This is a genomic window from Marinobacter qingdaonensis (assembly GCF_034555935.1).
In the GTDB taxonomy this organism is placed as follows: domain Bacteria; phylum Pseudomonadota; class Gammaproteobacteria; order Pseudomonadales; family Oleiphilaceae; genus Marinobacter; species Marinobacter qingdaonensis.
Genome location: NZ_JAYDCJ010000003.1, coordinates 1,912,020 through 1,930,158 on the forward strand (window position 1 = coordinate 1,912,020; position 18,139 = coordinate 1,930,158).

Below are 18,139 nucleotides of genomic sequence, written 5' to 3' on the forward strand. Positions count from 1 at the left end.
TAGAGGGTTAAAGTTGTGTCAGCCTTCGGCCGGGATTTTCGTCGGACCTTTCTGCCCGGGCAGCAAGCGAGTAGCGTTGGATGCCGAGGCCTGGTTCAGCAGGTTGTCGGGACTGGTGTCCTTGATGGCGTCCCGAAAATCTTCGTCGTAGAACGACAGGTTGTTGTAGTGGATCATCGCGCGGATTTCTTCGACGTATTCCTCGCCCCGCTCCGAGTACCCCAACAGCCCCTGGGCCATGTCAACGCCGGACAGCGGGTCGTTGGCCAGGCGGTCTTCCTGGCGGATGTCTCGCATCGTCTGGTAGGTCTCGTGTCGGTTCAGGTTCTGGATGTAGGCCCGGACCGAGCGATACGGTGACGGGAATTTCGCGACCTCGTGGCTGGCGCCCTCAACCCGTCCGCGGGGGACCAGCCCGCAGCCCTTGGAAAAACACCACTGGCCGAACAGGTTGTTGCCCTTGGTGGCAAAGCGCGAGGTGCCCCAGGCGGATTCATTGGCGGCCTGGGCCAACACCAGCGACGGTGGTATCACGTCCAGACGTTTGCGCAGCAAGGCGAATTGCTGGTCGGAGCCGATCTTGCCGTCCACCCGTAACCGGTCGGCCTGGGCTTTCAGCCATTGCCGCTCTTTCTTGCTCAGGGTGTCCTTGCCAGCCAGGCTGTCGAGGTAACTTCGTTCGAGCAGAATCCGCGAATTGGCGAGGACGATGCGCGGGTACAGGAATGAAAAAAACGCGGCCTTCTTCTCGGTGGTATCCCGGTAGGCGGCGAAATCCGGCAGGGCTTCGTTGGCCCAGGAGGGGAGTGAAGGTAGCGACAGCAAGGGCAATTCCGAGCCGGTTTCGGTGCTTTCCATGGTCGTCGGTGGCACGTAGAGGCCGCCCCCGACGGCAAACGCAATCATTGGTACAACCAGCATCAGGGCCCGTTTTACTGCAGACATACAACCTCACGTCAGAAACTTTCGACTCTAGATTATAACAGTTAATACGGGGACGTCTGCCTGATGGCCCATGGCCGCAGGGGCCAGGGGGAAGCGCTTGATCCTCGGGTGGTCAGGGAATGCGGGTGGCCAGCACCAGGCCAATCTGTTCCTCACCGCCTATCGTGTCCCTCAGGCGCAGGAAGAACTGGTTTTGGTCCTGGGTGTAGAAACCTTCCAGGAGCAGATTGGCGGCGCTGAGACTGACCTGGCCATTGCCTAGTCCGGTGTAGGCGAGGGCAATGTTGTCCGGTTGCTGTGAGGCCGGGGTGGATACCGATTCGCCGCTGACCGAATGCACAACCTCCAGATTGTGCGGCTCGAGCGTGGCCGAGGTAGCGGACTGCAGGGTGAGTACCGCGTTTTCGAAATGGGTCAGCCGATTGATGTCGGACGCCATTCCCAATTGAATGCCCTGCACCCGGAAGCGGCCGGACGTCGGAAGTGACGCCGTGGCTTGGCTGGCGGCCACGAGGAGCCCATCACCCAGGCCGCTGTCGTCGAGGTTAAACGCCAACAGGCTGCCGTCCGGCGTGCTGGCGCCTACGCCAATGTCGGGCTGGTCAAACATACCGGATGCGGTACTGACATCAAGGTTCAGGCGCCCGATGTTTTGGTCGCCGGAGCTGAGCCGGGCGGTGCGCTGACTCAGGGTCCAGGATTGGGTCAGGGTACCGGCATCGTCGGAGGCGACGGCCCCGGAGCTGTCCCGGAAAACCTGGGACACCGCCTGAGTCTGACTGACTGAATTGCCCGAAATCTGCCAGGTGCCAAAGCCTGATTCCAGGGTCACGGGTGTGCTCCCGTCGCCCAGCAGCAGGGCCAGGTAGACCACGTTGTAATCCTTGCCGTTCAGGGTGTCCAGGTTGAAGCCGGGTTGGCGCAGCAGGTCCAGCTCGAGCACCGACAGGTAATGATCCTCAAGGGTGTCACCGCGCCTGAGACCGCCGTTCGCCGACTCCAGCTCGATGGCCTTGCCGGCACTGAAGTAACCACTCACCACCCGGTCCGGGCCAGTGTTATCTGACTCCGGCGCCGAGGTGTAGGCGTCCAGGTAGTAGGGGTTGCGCGTCCAGCCCAGGGTGCGTGTGTCACGCTCGGTGATGCTTTGGTACAGCGCCCGCCCGGCCAGCAGGCGCTGGTCTTCAAGCAAGGTGGCCGCGCCTGGCGACGAGGCGTGAGTGTTGCGCTCCCAGATACCCGGGCCACGGAAGAAGAAGTTGTTGCCCTCCTGATGAATGAGGGTCTCCCGGTCGTAGGGGATGTCGCTGGCCAGGGAGGTCACTCGAATGTTGAAGGTGTCGAAGCTGGTCAGCGTCAGCGCCGGGTAAACGTAGCCAACCCCGTTGGCGTCCTCGAGTCGCTCCTCCTGGGCGGTGCGCACACTCCATTGGCCAGAGTCGACCAAGGTGCTCTCGAGGAAAGTCTGGCCCAGCTCTATGCCCAGAAACACCGAGTTGTAATCAGCGGAGCTGGCGCTGATCTTGCCCGAGGAGCCCTCGTCCAGCAGGGCATAGTCCGCCATGGCGGCAACGTACCGGGCGAAGTCGCCGCGCTCGCCGAGCAACTCGAGGGCGCTGTTGACGGTGGCGTTGGCCGGAATGTCGATCTCGAAATCGTGGACCTGGTCGGCCAGGGTCGACCAGACATACTTGTTCAGGCACAGGCTACCGCCGGTGTCGTTGACGCAGTCGAGGATGCCCTGGAATTCGTCTTCGCTGTATCTGGGCAGGGTGTTGCGCACCAGGTACTCGGAGAATGGGTTAATTTTTACATCCCGGTCGGCATCGGCTGCCAGGGAGCGCATCACGGCGTTGCCGAAGCGGGCTTCAATGATGACATCGGGCGCCAGGGGCTGGCCGTTGTCGAAGGCGATGATGGTATTGCCGCTGGCGTCGGTGCGCGTGGTGACCGGAATGGAGCCAAGGTGTTGCAGCGCGGTGTTGGTGGCGTAAACGCTGACCCGGTCCGGTTGCACGATTTTCAGGTTGCGGCGGGTGAGCTCGGCATCGGGTGCGTAACTGCCCGGCACCTCCAGGGTGATCCGGACCTCGTTGGCCTCAAGACCGCTGGTGTTGGTGGAATCCCCCGTGCTGCCCTGACTGAAGTCGTTTATCGAGTTGGTCGCGCCGCCAAAATCGTTCGGGTTATTGCGGGTGTCGCTGAGGGCATCGTCGCCGCCACCGCAGCCGGCAAAAAGAAGCAGGGTGGTAGATATCGCCAATCCGGGGAGTAAACGCATGCCTGGCTGTCCGTGCAAGAAATTCAGGCATCAAGTCTATCAATTGGGTGTGTTGCAAAGCGTGAGGGACGGCACGAAAAAGGCGCCCCGGAGGGCGCCTTCCTGGATTGGAGAATCCGGGACCGGAGGCAGGATCAGAAGTAGATCTTCATGCCCGCCAGAACGCCGTCGTCCAGATCCACATCGCCGCGGAAGGGGCTGTCCAGTTCGGTGTTCAGGTAACGGTAGCCGGCGAAGACCTCGGCGTTACGGATCACACGGTAGCTGGCCCGCAGCTCCAGGTTGGTCAGGTCGTCGGAATCGCCGAACGACAGGATGCTCGGGGCGTAGTGCAGGCTGCCGGTGACGGACAGGCCGGGTACCTTGGGGATGTTCATGGTGGCAAAGCCGCCCAGGCCGATGGCGCCGCCGTCCAGGCTGTTGTCGGCATCCCAGGCGTAGCCGCGCATACCAAGGCCGGCGGTGGTGGGCAGGTTGCCGACAGCGGTGCGGCCCTGAGCGTGGAAATCCAGGTTCAGAATGTCCAGGCCACCTTCACGATAGGTGTAACCGGCGCCCATCTGCAGATCGTCCTGGCTGCCCAGGAAGTTGACTTGGCCTTTCACGGAGTCGTCGGTGAGGCTCAGATCTACGTCGCCGGCGAACGCGGGGGCCGAGGCCAGTGACAGTACCAACAGCGAAATACGGGATACTTTCATGCATGCACCTTTCGTAAGTTATTAAAATCGTTGGGGCATCTTAGCCGGCCCCCATCAAGGGCTCAACTTAAATGGCCGTAAGCTGTGCTTAATCTGGATTCGCGGTCGGTCGCGGGTGCTTCAGTGACGGGTTTCGTCATCGCCTTGATCGAGATCGTCCGGTGAAACGTTCTCAGCTGGAACCCGGTATTCCTCGTTGGCCCAGGCGCCCAGATCAATGAGTTTGCAGCGCTCCGAACAAAATGGGCGGTAGGGGTTGGCCTCGGTCCATTCCACGGACTTTTTGCAGGTGGGGCATTCGACGTTCATGGGAGCCTTAAATCTGATCGGTTTCCGGTTGAGGTGTCCGCCACCTGCTCAGGAAGCGACGGACTCGGGCGAGTATTGTTCCAGCACTGCCCGTAGCATTTCAATATTGACCGGCTTGGCCACAAAAGAATCCATGCCGGCGCGGCGGCATTTTTCTTCGTCTTCCTCCATGGCGCTGGCGGTGAGGGCCACCACCGGCACTCGTTGCCGCTTGTTCGCTGCTTCCCATTCCCGCAGCCGTCGGGTGGCCTCGAAACCATCCACCCGGGGCATGATGCAATCCATGAAGACCAGATCAAACGGGTGCCACTGCCACAGGCTGGCGGCGGCTTCGCCGTCGTTGGCGGTCATCACATCACATCCGAGTTTTTCCAGCAGTCTCTGGGTCAGCGTCCGGTTCACCGGGTTATCCTCCACCAGCAGTACCTTCATGCGGCCGCAGGGCAATTCGCGGCGGCGGGAGAACTCACTCACCGCTTGCAACGAGAAGCGTGTCAGGAAGGGGCGTTCGCGCTTATTCGCGTCCACGAACAGCTGGTTCAGGATCGGGGTTAGGCAGGACTCACGCAGGGATTTGCTCAGGAAGGCGTCGGCGCCCGCCTGACGAAAATGTTCAGCGTCGCCCCGCTGCGGGTTCGACGACAGGATCAGCAGGCGCATCTCCGACCATTGCGGGTTGCTGCGGATCTGCCGGCACAGCAGGTCGCTGTCCATATCGGGCACGAAACCATCGAGGATCAGGGCGTCGAACGGCTGGAGGCTGTCGAACGCCTGGCGCAGGGAGGTCAGGGCTTCGCCGGCGGATTTCACGGCCTCGATGTGGACATCGTGTCGGGACAGCATTTCCAGTGTGATCTTGCGGGACAGCTCGTAGGAGTCCACCACCAGAATGCGTTTGTTGCGAACCATGCGGGTGTCCGGGCGAACCCTGGCCGAGCTCTCCGGAGCCACCGGAAGATTGAGCTCGATCCAAAACGTGGAGCCCTCACCCGGGCGGCTTTCCAAATCGAGCGAGCCGTCCATCAGGTTGACCAGCTGCCGGCAGATGGTGAGGCCGAGGCCAGCGCCCGGCAACTGGCGCTGGAAGCGCTGCCCCAACTGAACATAGGGTTCATACACCAGGGGGATGTCTTCCGGATTGATGCCCACCCCGGTGTCCTCGACCGCCAGGCGCAAACGGGCCTGGTTGTCGCGTCGGCCCAGCACCTCAATGCTGATCAGCACATGGCCAGAATCGGTGAACTTGATGGCGTTGGAGGTCAGGTTCAGGAGCACCTGCCGGAGCCGGACCGGGTCGCCTTCCAGCGCCCAGGGCAGGTTTTCGTCGATGCGAAGTTCCAGGGCCAGGCCCTTCTCCCGGGCCCGGGCGCCCAGCATGTGCACCAGATCGTTCAGGGTTTCCCGGAGGTCAAAAGGGATCTGGTCCAGGACCAGTTTGCCGGCTTCCATGCTGGAGATGTCCAGCAGGTCATTAATAATAGCGGACAGGCTTTCCGAGGCGCTCAGCAGGGTCTGCACGTATTCCCGCTGGTCCTGATCCAGAGGCGTGTCGGTGAGCAGGTTGGCGTACCCCAGCACCGACTGAAGGGGAGTGCGCAGTTCGTGGCTGACGTTGGCGAGAAACTGGTTCTTGGCGTGGTTGGCTCGCACCGCCTCGTCCCGCTCACCCTGGGATTGCAAGGTGGTCTGGCGCAGCGACTGGGTGTCGTCGAGAATCTGGAGCCGCATCTTGTTCAGGGCCTGTTCCAGTTCGGACAATTCATCGGGTGTCTTGGGTTCGGTCCGTTTCAGTTTCAGAGGATCGACCAGGGCGTCCAGGTTCAGGCGGGCGGCGTAATCGGCCATGGTTTCCAGGTGTCGCGATAGGGTCAGGCGGACAATCACCAGCAGCCCGAGGGTGCCGAGCATAACCACGATGGACTGCACCAACAGATTGACCAGAGCCCGGTCGAACAGGTCGTCGTGGATTTGCTCGACCGAGGAGGTCAGGGTCAGTTCGCCGACATTCTCCGGAGCCTGGAAACTGGAGCGGTCGAACACCAGGGGAAACGTCTGGGAGATCACCCGGCCCTCGGGGTAGGTGCCGGTGGTGAATGCGTCTCCGGTGGAAGTCATGACCCGGGCATGCTGGATGGCGTTGATCGCCTTCATATCGTCGAGGCTGTTGGCCACCTCGCTGTAGTTCATGAGCCAGATGTTGTTGCTCATGCTGCCGGAAATCAATTCCGCGGCCTTGGTCTGGGTATCCCGGAGTTCGGCCTTGCGGCGCTCGACCTCACCGATCATCTGAACGCCGGTCGCGATCAGGGAAAACATCAGGCTAAACAGCAAGACGTAGGCGAGCAGTCGCGCAGCCAGCGGCCGGATTCCAAGACGCGTCAATATACGTTTAGAAGGCAATGCACGAATTCCCTGTGTCGACTACAAAATGACCAAGGAGAGTTTAACAGACCGTTAGCACTTCGACACGTTCACCGGAGTCATCGGCCACAAACTGGAAGCGAACGTTCAGATCGTAAAGGTGCGCGCCGTAGATGCGGTCTTCTTCCGTTCCCCGGCGAAACGAAGGGCGAGGGTCGTAGCCGACCACATCCTCAATCAGCAGCCGCAGTTCCGGATAGCGGTCCGATGGCAGCTGCTTGAGCTGCTCGTCGGCTTCTGGATGAAAACGGACCGGCAGGCGCTCGGTGGGTGGCGAATCGGCCCAGCCAAGGGACGCATCCGGCACCGAATCGGCAAAGGGCAGATAGGGTTTGATGTCCAGAATGGGGGTGCCCTCGATCAGGTCGTGGTCGCTGATGTGCAGCACCAGGCGGCCTTCCTTGCGGGCCAGTCCGCGATTGCGAACCACCGACAGCCCCAGGCTGTTGGGCCGGAACGGCGAGCGGCTGGCAAACACCCCGATCTTCTTGTTACCGCCCAGGCGTGGCGGCCGGACCACCGGGCGCCAGTCGGCACGAACCGCCTCATGAAACTGAAAGGTCAGCCACAGGTGCGAGGCCGATTCCAGGCCCCGAAAAGCATCCTCACGGTCGAACGGTGATTCGATCACCAGTTCCGCGTGGGCATGTCGGGTCAGGCCGGGCTGGCGCGGTACGCCAAACTTGTCGCGAAAGCAGGAGCGCGTATAGGCAATGGGCGACAGGGTCAGTGCGTCCGCGGCGGGGCGGGATGGGTGTCGGGGCATGGTCAATCCAGATAAGGGCGTTTCAGGCTGCCGGAGAAGAACAGTTCAATGCGCAGTACCAGCGACGCTTGGTCCTTGAAGCTTTCGTCCCGCGGGAATTCCAGCGCCGGGATGACTTCGCCAAAGACCCAGTCGCTGTGCAGCCGATAGCGATAGGTGAGGTCGGCAAAATAGGTGGTGGTGCGCCAGCTAGGCTGGCTTTCACCGAGTACGCCCAACCGGGGAGTCAGCGTGGAGCGGTTGTTCAGGCGTTTATCAACACTGAAAATCTGGGCCGCCACAAATTCGCGCTCGTCGTGGATCCATTCCAGTTCTGAGGAGGACACGAAATACCAGCCCTTGCTGACGTCGCGGCCGGCGGTCAGTAAGGTGCGTTCGCCCCAGCCATCGTTGTGAAAGTAATAAAACCGTTGCTGGGCTCTCAGCAACCAGTTTTTATCCAATTGCCATTGTTTGCGTGCCGTGGCCCGCCAAAACACATCCGGCGGCAGGCGCAACCGAACCCCGACATCGTTCGACAGATTGATAGCGTCGCCAACCTGTGAGAGTAAACGCAGGGCCCCGGTGGTTTCGGTGTCAGAGCGTTCGGGCTGGGTTAGCTGGCGATCTCGCTGCCGCTCTGCCAGGGGGATCAGTTCCTCGCTCTCACTCTCGATCACCAGGCGCAGCTTGCGGCGCGCGGTGGGAACGTCCAGCCGGAAGCGGGCCTCCGGCTCAAACTGAAGCGGGTTGCCGTACTCGGACTCGGTGGCAAACCCGATTCGCAGGTAACTGGCGTTATTGGGCAGGCCGTAGTCGCTGCCGGAGAGCGTCCGATCTGCCCACTGACCCAGGCGCTCGACCTTGGGGTTCTGGGTCCGTCCCTGCAGCAGCACCCAGTTGCTGAAATTGATCCAGTAGGAATCCAGGGGCTCCGCCCAGTACTCCTCCGGGGAGAAGGTGTAGAAATCCAGAGGCAGGGTTTCCGGCGCCAGGATGTCGGGCACCTGGCGCTGTTGCACTTCAAACACGGGTTCGGCCGCCTGGGACGAGAAAGGTGCGAGGCAAAAGAGGAGGGCCGCCAGAGTGATCAGTCGGTAAAACAGCGGTCGTTCAGACAAGATCCACCAAAATCCTTTTGTGCACATCATGGACCTGACGCTCCACGTCAGCCAACGGGCGGTTGTTATCAATTATAGCGTCGGCCCGATCGCGCCGCTCCTCCCGGGGCATCTGTGCGGCGATGATGCGCTCCACCTGGTCGCGGGTGTTCGTGTCCCGGCTCATGGTGCGTTCGATCTGTACCTCCACGGGTACGTCCACCACCACCGAGTAGTCCACCAGCTGGTGCTGGTCGGTCTCGTACAGCAGGGGGGTAACCAGCAGCACGTAAGGATGAGGGTAGTCGGCTGGATGCAGCTGCCGGATCAGCTCTTCCCGGATGACCGGATGCAGCAGCGATTCCAGCCAGGTTCGCTCCTCCGGTGCTTCGAAGACGATGGTTCGCAGTTTGGCCCGGTCCAGGGCACCGTTGGCGTCCAGGATATCGGATCCAAAATGCCCGGCGATGGCTTCCAGCGCAGAGGTGCCTGGCTCCACCACCTCCCGGGCCACGTTGTCGGCATCCACCCAGTGGATGCCCAGTTCGCCAAACAGTCGGGCGATGGTTGATTTGCCGGAACCTATGCCGCCGGTCAGGCCCACGATTGCCATCAGTTACACACCCAGAAAGCCAAACCAGAAGTCCTGGATCGCCGGGCCGAACCACAGGCACAGCAGCCCAGCGGCGGCCAGGTAAGGGCCGAAAGGAATGGGCACTTCCCGACCGTGCTTGCGGAACACCATCAAGCCGATACCTACGACTGCACCCACCAGGGAGGACAACAGGATGATCGCCGGCAGCAGTTGCCAGCCCAGCCAGGCGCCAAGCGCGGCAAGCAGTTTGAAATCCCCGTGGCCCATGCCCTCCTTGCCAGTGATCAGTTTGAACAGCCAGTACACCGACCAGAGCGACAGGTAACCGGCGACGGCGCCCCAGAAGGCGCTGGTGAAATCGGTCAGGCCACCGAAGTAGTTGAGCACCAGGCCCAGCCACATCAAAGGCAGCGTGATGCTGTCGGGCAGCAACTGGGTGTCGAAATCGATCACGGTCAACGCCACCAGGGCCCACACCAGCAACAGCGCCCACAAGGTGCTTTCGGTCGGGCCGAGCAGGGCAATGGTCGCAATCGAAAGCAGCGCGGTCAGAGCCTCGATCAGGGGGTAGCGAGGTGAAATGCCGGTTTTGCAGGAGGCGCATTTACCTCCTAAAAGCAGGTAACTGACCACCGGAATGTTTTCCCAGGCCCGGATCTTATGGCCGCAAGAAGGGCAGGTGGATGCGGGCTTGGAGAGCGTAATCGGTTCCTGAGGGTTTCTCTGACTGTCCGGTAGCTCCAGGAACTCCTCGCACTGGCAGCGCCAGTCTTGTTCCATCATCTTTGGCAGGCGCAGAATGACTACGTTCAGGAAGCTGCCAATGCATAGAGAGATAAGTGCAACTGCAACGTAAAGCGTCCAAGGTGTGGCGAAGAGTGTATCAAGAGCAGGCATGAAAGTTCCTGAGTAAACTAATAAGCAGAGTCAGGTCAGATTCCAAAAAATCTGACCTGACTGTATCTGGCGCGAAAAGTTGATGTGTTCTAGACCACCTGACCCATCTGGAAAATTGGGAGGTACATGGCAATAATGAGGCCGCCAACGAGTACGCCGAGCACGGCCATGATCATCGGTTCCATAAGGGCGGTTAGGTTGTCCACCATGTCGTCGACGACGCCTTCGTAGTGCTCTGCAACTTTCTCAAGCATCTCATCCAGATTACCCGACTCTTCACCGATGGCAGTCAACTGCACTGCCATCACAGGGAAGAGGTCTTGCTGCCGCATAGACGCCTGCAGTTGAGTACCGCTCGAAACATCCGCTTTGATATTCATGATGGCATCGCGGTATACAGCATTACCCGTTGCGCCGGCAACTGAGTCCAATGCATCAACGAGAGGGACACCTGACGCAAACGTGGTTGATAGAACTCTGCCAAATTTTGCGACAGCGGACTTATCCAATATCTCACCCATAATGGGAATCTTGAGGAAATATTTGTCGACGAGGTCGGAAAATTTTGGAGATCTGCGCCGGCCTTCTTTAAAGAGGAAAATGACCCCTACTAATCCAAGCAGTGCAATAAACCACCATTCTTGCAGCCATTCAGATATGCGGATGACAAACTGAGTGAAAACGGGTAGGTCCGCTCCGAAATCCTGGAAAAGCGCTTCAAATTGCGGCACCACTTTGATGAGAAGAATGGCAGTGACGATGATTGCAACCACGACAACTGCAATCGGATAGGTCATTGCCTTTTTCACCTTCTTTTTCAGTATTTCAGTTTTTTCGAGGTAGGTGGCAATTCGATCGAGCATCTGTTCAAGTGCGCCCGCCTTTTCGCCTGAATCCACAAGGTTGCAGTACAGGTCGTCAAAGTACTTTGGGTGCTTCCTCAGGGAGCCGGCGAAGCTGGTGCCGGAGGAAATGTCATTCCTGATAAGAATGACCAATTCCTGGAGTCCTTTGTTCTCAAGACCATCCGCAACGATATCGAAGCTTTGTACCAACGGTACGCCCGCTTTCATCATCGTGGCGAGTTGGCGAGTCAACATCGCGATATCGAAAGGTGTTATTTTTTTGCTGCCACCGAACAGAGGCTTGGGCTTCTTCTTGACTTTATCTGCAATAATCCCTTGTTTGCGCAGCTGCGCTTTCACGAGAGCCAGGCTAGGGCCGGTAAGTTCGCCCTTTGATTTGTTCCCTTTCCGATCTTTCCCTTCCCAAACGTACGATTCCAGCTTTTGCGCTTTTTCTGCCATGCTTAATCCTTCGTCACGCGGTTAGCTTCTTCTAGACTTGTTACTCCCTGAATCACTTTAAGGAGCGCTGATTGCCTTAGATTCCGGAAACCTTCCGCCTGAGCCTGTTTTGCAATTTTAATGGAGCTGGCTTCTTCCATAATCATGTTTGCCAGTTCGTCCGTAATCCTGACCACCTCGTAGATCCCAACGCGGCCTTTATATCCACCATTGCATTTATCACAGCCTTTTGGGCGGTACAACGTGAAGCCTGTATCAATTTGTTCTTGTGTGAACCCTTCGGTCAGGAGCACGTCTTTGGGAATGTCTGCCGCTTGTTTGCAATTGTTGCAGAGTCGCCTACCAAGTCTCTGTGCGATGATCAAGCTGACTGAGGTCGCGATGTTGAATGCAGGGACGCCCATGTTCATCATTCGAGTGAGCGTTTCGGCAGCGCTGTTGGTGTGTAGGGTTGATAGAACGAGGTGGCCAGTTTGTGCTGCTTTTATCGCGATATTGGCTGTTTCAAGATCCCGAATTTCACCAACCATGATGACATCAGGGTCCTGGCGAAGGAATGCCCTCAGGGCTTCGGCAAACCCCAAGCCGACTTTGTTGTTCACATTGACCTGATTGATGCCTTCCAGATTGATCTCGGCGGGATCCTCAGCCGTTGAAATATTGCGTTCGGCGGTATTCAGGATATTCAGACCGGTATACAGGGATACGGTCTTGCCGGAACCAGTTGGGCCGGTTACGAGGATCATGCCTTGCGGCTGCTCCAAGGCTTCCATGTACATTTGTTTTTGATCGTCTTCGTAACCCAAGATGTCAATGCCAAGCTTCGCCTGACTCGGATCAAGTATTCGAAGAACAATTTTCTCTCCCCAAAGGGTGGGCAGCGTGTTCACTCGAAAGTCGATGGCCTTGGTTTTCGACAGTTTCATTTTGATTCGGCCATCCTGGGGAACGCGACGCTCAGAAATGTCCAGCTGCGCCATAATCTTTACGCGCGCAGAGATTTTCGGTGCCAGCTTTATAGATGGGCGAGATACCTCCTTCAAGATACCGTCCGTCCGGTAACGTACCCGATAAACTTTCTCATAAGGTTCGAAGTGTACATCCGATGCACCGCCACGGATGGCGTCCAGGAGCATCTTGTTCACATACTTTACAATTGGTGCGTCGTCCACCTCATGGGCGTTTACGGCATTATCGTCATCCTGGTCGCCGCCTTCCGTTTCCACGCCCTCCAAATCAGCATCTTCGAGGTCTCCCATTGACGTATCCTGAGACTCGAGATATTTGTCGATAGCCGCTCTTAACTTAGCGTCGTCCACCAGAACGGCGTCCGTGCTCAGGCCGGTATTGAATTTTATCTCGTCGAGAGCCTGGATGTTTGTTGGGTCGGAAACCCCTATGAATAGCCTATTCCCACGCTTATAGAGAGGCAGAACATTGTGCTTTCGAAGCAGTTTTTCATCGACTAGCTGTTCAGGAAGCATTTCGGGTGCAAAAGCGTCCAGATCAAGCACCGAAGTCCCGAATTCCATTGCTGCGGAGAACGCCAGTTTTGCGCTGTCTGCGAGATTGTTTTGGCTCAGGTAGGTGATGAGCGGGATGCGGTTTTGAGACGCTTGAAGGAATGCATCCTTTGCCACCCGTTCGTCGAGAATACCGTCGTCAACGAAGCGCCTGGCCAGTCCGGTGAGAGTTACATTGCTCTGGTTAGTTGCCATAGGAAGTCAAAAAAATCGGCTAAGTGGCTGAAACATGGTTTCTTAATCAGTAGGTCTGAGTTTAGATGGAGCGAATAGCTTTTGAAAGTTTATTAATGTGTAGCATGCACGGTAACAGATAGTTGCTCAGTGCATCGAAATGATGTGACGAAATGCGTCATATGGTGACAATGTTGGTACGGTATCCGGATGTGAAAATTACTCTAGCCATCGATGGATCGGAGTGTAAGATTTTGAAAAAAAACAAGAAAAATTAAATCTTAGTTTTGGCACGATGAGTGCAGAGTGATTGGCAGGCCGCTCTGGCGAGGGGCAAAACCGAGAAAAATTGGAGATAAGCATGAAAAAAACACAGCAGGGTTTTACTTTGATCGAACTTATGATCGTAGTAGCGATCATCGGTATTCTGGCTGCGGTAGCAATTCCGGCTTACCAAGATTACACCATTCGTGCAAAAGTGACTGAAGCCATGGCCATTGCCTCTCAGGCCAAGACTGCAGTCTCGGAATACTACATTTCTCAGGGCTCCATGCCTGCTGACCAGGCGACTGCGGGCCTGGACGCTGCAGCGAACTACTCAACAGATGTGGTTCAGGACATGACCTACTCCAGAACCAGCGCTACCGTAGGCGTAATTACTATGGGCGTTGAGGCCTTGGGTGGCGACGTAACTGCAGGTGATGAATTCACGCTGACCGGTACTGGTAGCTCTACTGGTGTTACCTGGGTCTGCGCAGCCACCTCGTTGGATGCCAAGTACCTGCCTTCCAACTGTCGCTAAGTTAGACTTCGTCTGATATTGGACGACAGGAGAAAGCGCCTTCGGGCGCTTTTTTATTATGTGGATAAAAAACAACATCTATTTTCACTTTCTATGTGCCGCCGTCCTGACAGTCGCAGCATACGTTCTTGGGTTGTCTGGCGGTTTTTACTTTGACGATGAATGGAATATTCTTGGTAATCAATCCCTAAAGCAGGATTCCCTTAGCTTCAAAGCGCTCTGGGACGCTGCGCTTTCGGGAACGGCGGGGCCGTTGGGGCGCCCGCTTGCAATGCTTAGTTTTGCGCTTAATTACGTGTTTTTTGGATTCGATCCGTTCTATTTCAAGCTGGTCAATCTTTTAATTCACGTGCTTTGCGGGGTGACCATATACGCTATTTCCCTTTCTCTATGTGAATACCTTTGCGACATTCCTACCCCGCGTCGGAGGCTCTTTGCCTTCCTTGTTATGCTGCTTTGGCTTCTGCACCCGATCAACCTAACAACAGTGCTGTACTCTGTTCAGCGAATGGCGGGTCTCAGTGCACTTTTTACTTTGCTCGGAATGCTTGCTTATTTGAGGGCAAGGCAGCTAGTCGGGCAGGAAAGGTACGTTGCACGAACCGTTCTGTTCGTGACTAGTCTCTTGATTTGCTGGCCGCTTGCTCTCGCGAGTAAGGAAAACGCGATACTATTGCCTGTCTACCTGCTCATCTTAGAGTTTCTGTTTCTGAGGTTCCGAGCTGCCGGCGAGCAGAGGGTCAGTCGTCCGCTGGTTTACTCTTTTGTTGGTCTTCTTCTGATTCCGGGAATAGTGGTCTCTGCATACTTCCTCGTGTTTCCTGACTGGATCCTGAATGGTTATGCAAGGCGAGATTTCACTCTAGGTGAGCGTCTGCTCACTGAGGCCCGAGTTCTTTTCTATTACATTGGCCAGATACTCCTGCCTATCAACAGCTCTTTGGGACTATTTCACGACGATTTCGTTGTGTCGAAATCGCTCTTTTCTCCTTGGACCACGATTTTATCGGTAGTCACCCTGGCTGCATTGTCGTTGGGTGCGCTGATTTACTCCAGAAAATTGCCCGTGTTTGGCTTTGGCGTATTATTTTTTCTGGCTGCCCATTTGCTCGAATCGAGTGTTTTCGCACTAGAGTTGGTTCATGAACACCGTAACTACCTCGCAAGCTTTTCTGTTCTCTTCGCTGTGGCTTATGTTTTTGTTAGAGGTACCCAGAGAACTGATCGTGTCAGGGGATTTGCTGCAGCTTGTCTGATCATTTTCTTTGGGGTGACAACAACGGCTAGAGCTGCAATCTGGGGAGAGCCGGTTTTTCATGTGGTCACTGAAGTGTCCAATCATCCTCAGTCCCCGAGGGCAAACTATGGAATGGGCAAGCAGTATGCGACATACGCCCGAACACTTGACGCATCTCCCCAGAAAATCGAGGCTCTGGAATGGGCTAGCCTGTATTTCGGTAAAAGTGCCGAGCTCAGACAAAGTTATACAGACGGGCTATTTGGTCTACTGATGATGGAAGGTCTTGAGGGCTATGAAATGGGAAGCGGCCATTTCAACGCGTTGCTCTTTCGGTTGGGCAAAGCTCCGTTCTCTAACAACAACTTCAATTACCTTAACAGCCTTTTACGATGCCTGGAGAGGGGCGATTGCACGATCGCTGATGCGAAACTAGAGGCAATTATCAGTGCATGCCAGGAAAATGACGGATTTTCAGGCAAGCATGCGAGGCAGGTGTTAGTGCGTTATGAGCGTTTTCTGAAGTGAATTTGTTCGTGAAAAAGAACACCATAATCTTGGTGGGTTTGCTGGAAACTGCGACGTTAGGGGTCTTGGTGCTGATTCTTCTGAGGAGTTGGTACCCGGACTATTACTACAGTCTTTTTGAGGTGGCGCCCAAATTCTATGTATTCGTGGCACTGTTGCTCATGTTGGGGCCCATACTCGGACGGTTTGTCTACAAAGCGGATAGCGTCGCCTACCTGAACGATCTTAGTGTGATTTACCTGATCAAATTCTGTGTAGTGTTCTTGGCTTTGCACTATGCATATTCTCATCGACCAGTACTGACAGTATTCTCTGTTGATCGATTTGTCGTCGTTCAGGCCCATCAGATACCTACCGATCATATTCCGGTGGGCTTGGCTGAAATGGTCCTCGCAGGTGAAAAACCTCCATTAGTCGCTGCGCGGAAATTCAGTGAAACCGATTTATCCAATCTTCTGGGCGTGATGGGAGGTGAGCCTGATATCGAATATCGTCCCAATCGATACGAGCGGATCGAATACCAACGAGAAAAAATGATTGAAAGGTTGTGTTCTAATGCTCCGGGGGCGGATGAGGAACGACCCCTTGAAAGCCGGAGTTGTGATCCTTTGAAAGTGCCGTTGATATACAGCTTCGACCAGTCTGCTACGGCTGTTTTTGATCTGGATGCAATCGAAATTCTGAAGGTGTTTGCGACAAACCCATGGCAGTAAACTAATTCAAGCTGACGGTGAAATCCTGAACATGCAGAAGGTAACGGTAGTCATACCGGCAAAGAATGAGGCTCAAAGCATCGGAGAACTGGTAGGTCAGATTCGTGCCGGTCGGTGGGTGGATGAGATCATTGTGGTTGATGATGGCTCTACAGATGGGACCGGCGAAATTGCAGAAGCTAAGGGTGCGCGGGTCCTTTCTCATCCATACTCCAAAGGCAACGGCGCCGCTATAAAAACTGGAGCACGGCATGCGATCGGCGATGTCCTCGTTTTTATGGATGCCGACGGGCAGCATAAACCAAGCGAGATTCCTCGCCTTTTGTCCCGGTTAAGTGACGGTTACGATATGGTCGTCGGGTCGAGGACGAGCAGCGGGCAGGCGAATTTCGGGAGAGGAGTGGCTAACAGGTTTTACAACTGGCTCGCCAGTTATATGAGTGGGCAAAAGGTCAAGGATCTGACATCTGGATTCAGAGTTGCCAAGCGAAGCTTGTTCCTGCAATTTCTAAATCTGCTGCCGAATGGCTTTTCATATCCAACAACGTCGACAATGGCCTTTTTTCGGGCTGGTTACTCGGTAGGTTATGAACCAATAGATGTGGGCAGGCGAGAGGGGAAAAGTCATATCCAGCCTGCCAAGGATGGGATCAGGTTTCTTCTTATCATCTTCAAGATCGGAACACTCTACTCCCCGCTGAAGCTTTTCATGCCTGCATCGCTGGCAGTGCTACTACTTGGGGCAGGATATTACGGCTACACCTTTTTTAGCATGGGCAGGTTCACGAATATGAGCGCCCTGATGTTTACAACGTCACTCTTGGTGTTCCTGGTAGGCTTGGTCTCTGAGCAGATTACAACGCTTATGTACAAGGATACAGATCAGCGAGACAGTGGAAATCTAGACCGAGACGATGTTGACTGATTGTTTGCTGTGCGCCAGCAGACTCAAAATGGCTTGCTCTTGAATCAACGTCGCTCTGGATTTGAGCCCAATCTCAGCCTGACCAACTCTATCACTGTCGCAAGCTTTATAATGAATGCGATGCTGAGAATCTGGATGCGCTGTCTGATGCTCAGGCCAGAACCTTTTAAGATCCACACAACGCTTTCCAGCGAGGTTCGGTGAGGCTCTAATTGTGACTCGTGGGAGAATGACAGATGATTATTCTTCAGATGTAATCGCCCTGCGGCGACTCGCCTGGCCTGCCGAACTGCGGAGGACAACGTGGTGCGTGGAGTTGTGTGGACAATCGCGTCACCTGCGTATTTTATTTGGTAACCCCTCCGATTAGCCCGCCAGCACCACTCCCTGTCGCCACCGGAGAGTAGCTCTTCTTCAAAAGGTCCAATCGCTGAATAATGTTCGCGAAGACAAAACAGGTTGGCGGTTGCGGAAAACTCCTTATCCAGAATATTAGCAGCTTGCTGAAAGCCAGTAAGCAACTGATAGCGGGCAGTCGCTGTGATTGGTTCGGGCGTCAGAAGAGCGACTTCACCTCCAACCAAACTCTTCGCAGAATCGCCGCCCAGCGCTCCGGCTCCATTTTCAAGCCATTTCGGGGCGGGAATACAGTCAGCGTCTGTAAACGCCAGAATATCGCAGCAGGCGTTCTGGGCACCTTTGTTCCTAGCAGCATAAGATCCGGGGGTGGAGCATCTGAGAACGCGCAGGTCGAACGGATATTCCTGCTGCAGGCGCAAAGCCGGCCGAGAATCGTTGTCGACAACGATGACCTCAACGCTTTGCATCGGCCAGGTTTGATTTTTGAGGCCATCAAGGCAGGCCTTGATACCTTCCGGGTCATTGAAGACGGGAATGATGACCGAAATTGATGGGATCGTGGCTTTGTCCATATATGTC

Annotated in this window: 16 protein-coding genes; 4 read left to right on the forward strand and 12 right to left on the reverse strand. The window is 56.0% G+C overall.

Annotated features, from left to right (window positions below):
* Positions 1-18: 18 nt before the first annotated feature.
* The 11 genes from U5822_RS12015 to pilB form a co-directional block, all read right to left on the reverse strand.
* Entirely contained in the window at positions 19-945 is a 927-nt protein-coding gene (locus tag U5822_RS12015; protein ID WP_322855860.1) for a glucosaminidase domain-containing protein, read from the reverse strand.
* 112 nt (positions 946-1,057) lie between these two features.
* The gene (locus U5822_RS12020; RefSeq protein ID WP_322855861.1) at positions 1,058-3,226 is read right to left on the reverse strand and encodes a hypothetical protein; all 2,169 of its coding nucleotides are present in this window, start codon (positions 3,224-3,226) and stop codon (positions 1,058-1,060) included.
* 134 nt (positions 3,227-3,360) lie between these two features.
* Positions 3,361-3,924, reverse strand: a complete 564-nt coding sequence (locus tag U5822_RS12025) for a YfaZ family outer membrane protein (RefSeq protein WP_322855862.1) — start codon at positions 3,922-3,924, stop codon at positions 3,361-3,363.
* 120 nt (positions 3,925-4,044) lie between these two features.
* Positions 4,045-4,233: a DNA gyrase inhibitor YacG gene (gene yacG, locus U5822_RS12030; protein ID WP_322855863.1), complete on the reverse strand. Its 189-nt coding sequence runs from the start codon at positions 4,231-4,233 to the stop codon at positions 4,045-4,047.
* A 48-nt stretch (positions 4,234-4,281) separates the two neighbouring features.
* On the reverse strand, positions 4,282-6,549 hold the full coding sequence (locus U5822_RS12035; protein WP_322855864.1) for a response regulator: 2,268 nt from the start codon (positions 6,547-6,549) through the stop codon (positions 4,282-4,284).
* 127 nt (positions 6,550-6,676) lie between these two features.
* Positions 6,677-7,420, reverse strand: a complete 744-nt coding sequence (gene tsaA, locus U5822_RS12040) for a tRNA (N6-threonylcarbamoyladenosine(37)-N6)-methyltransferase TrmO (protein ID WP_322855865.1) — start codon at positions 7,418-7,420, stop codon at positions 6,677-6,679.
* A gap of 2 nt (positions 7,421-7,422) precedes the next feature.
* Positions 7,423-8,550 (reverse strand): hypothetical protein, encoded by a 1,128-nt coding sequence (locus U5822_RS12045; protein WP_425259128.1) that lies wholly within the window; start codon positions 8,548-8,550, stop codon positions 7,423-7,425.
* Positions 8,513-9,112 (reverse strand): dephospho-CoA kinase, encoded by a 600-nt coding sequence (gene coaE / locus U5822_RS12050; protein WP_322855867.1) that lies wholly within the window; start codon positions 9,110-9,112, stop codon positions 8,513-8,515. Before coaE ends, U5822_RS12045 begins: the two co-directional genes overlap by 38 nt.
* Positions 9,113-9,115: 3 nt before the next feature.
* Positions 9,116-9,991: a prepilin peptidase gene (locus tag U5822_RS12055; protein WP_322855868.1), complete on the reverse strand. Its 876-nt coding sequence runs from the start codon at positions 9,989-9,991 to the stop codon at positions 9,116-9,118.
* An 89-nt stretch (positions 9,992-10,080) separates the two neighbouring features.
* Positions 10,081-11,298: a type II secretion system F family protein gene (locus U5822_RS12060; protein ID WP_322855869.1), complete on the reverse strand. Its 1,218-nt coding sequence runs from the start codon at positions 11,296-11,298 to the stop codon at positions 10,081-10,083.
* Positions 11,299-11,300: 2 nt separating this feature from the next.
* Positions 11,301-13,016: a type IV-A pilus assembly ATPase PilB gene (gene pilB / locus U5822_RS12065; RefSeq protein ID WP_322855870.1), complete on the reverse strand. Its 1,716-nt coding sequence runs from the start codon at positions 13,014-13,016 to the stop codon at positions 11,301-11,303.
* Between the two features lie 340 nt (positions 13,017-13,356).
* Between pilB and U5822_RS12070 the strand changes: the two genes are divergently transcribed.
* Genes U5822_RS12070 through U5822_RS12085 form a run of 4 tightly spaced genes read left to right on the forward strand, consistent with a single transcriptional unit; the run spans position 13,357 to position 17,200 of the window.
* Complete coding sequence (locus U5822_RS12070; protein WP_322855871.1) at positions 13,357-13,797, forward strand: pilin; 441 nt, start codon at positions 13,357-13,359, stop codon at positions 13,795-13,797.
* 58 nt (positions 13,798-13,855) lie between these two features.
* On the forward strand, positions 13,856-15,562 hold the full coding sequence (locus tag U5822_RS12075) for a hypothetical protein (protein WP_322855872.1): 1,707 nt from the start codon (positions 13,856-13,858) through the stop codon (positions 15,560-15,562).
* An 8-nt stretch (positions 15,563-15,570) separates the two neighbouring features.
* Positions 15,571-16,275, forward strand: a complete 705-nt coding sequence (locus U5822_RS12080) for a hypothetical protein (protein ID WP_322855873.1) — start codon at positions 15,571-15,573, stop codon at positions 16,273-16,275.
* Positions 16,276-16,306: 31 nt separating this feature from the next.
* Positions 16,307-17,200: a glycosyltransferase family 2 protein gene (locus U5822_RS12085; RefSeq protein WP_322855874.1), complete on the forward strand. Its 894-nt coding sequence runs from the start codon at positions 16,307-16,309 to the stop codon at positions 17,198-17,200.
* Positions 17,201-17,244: 44 nt separating this feature from the next.
* Here U5822_RS12085 and U5822_RS12090 read toward each other — a convergent pair whose 3' ends face one another.
* On the reverse strand, positions 17,245-18,132 hold the full coding sequence (locus U5822_RS12090; protein WP_322855875.1) for a glycosyltransferase family 2 protein: 888 nt from the start codon (positions 18,130-18,132) through the stop codon (positions 17,245-17,247).
* Between the last annotated feature and the right edge of the window lie 7 nt (positions 18,133-18,139).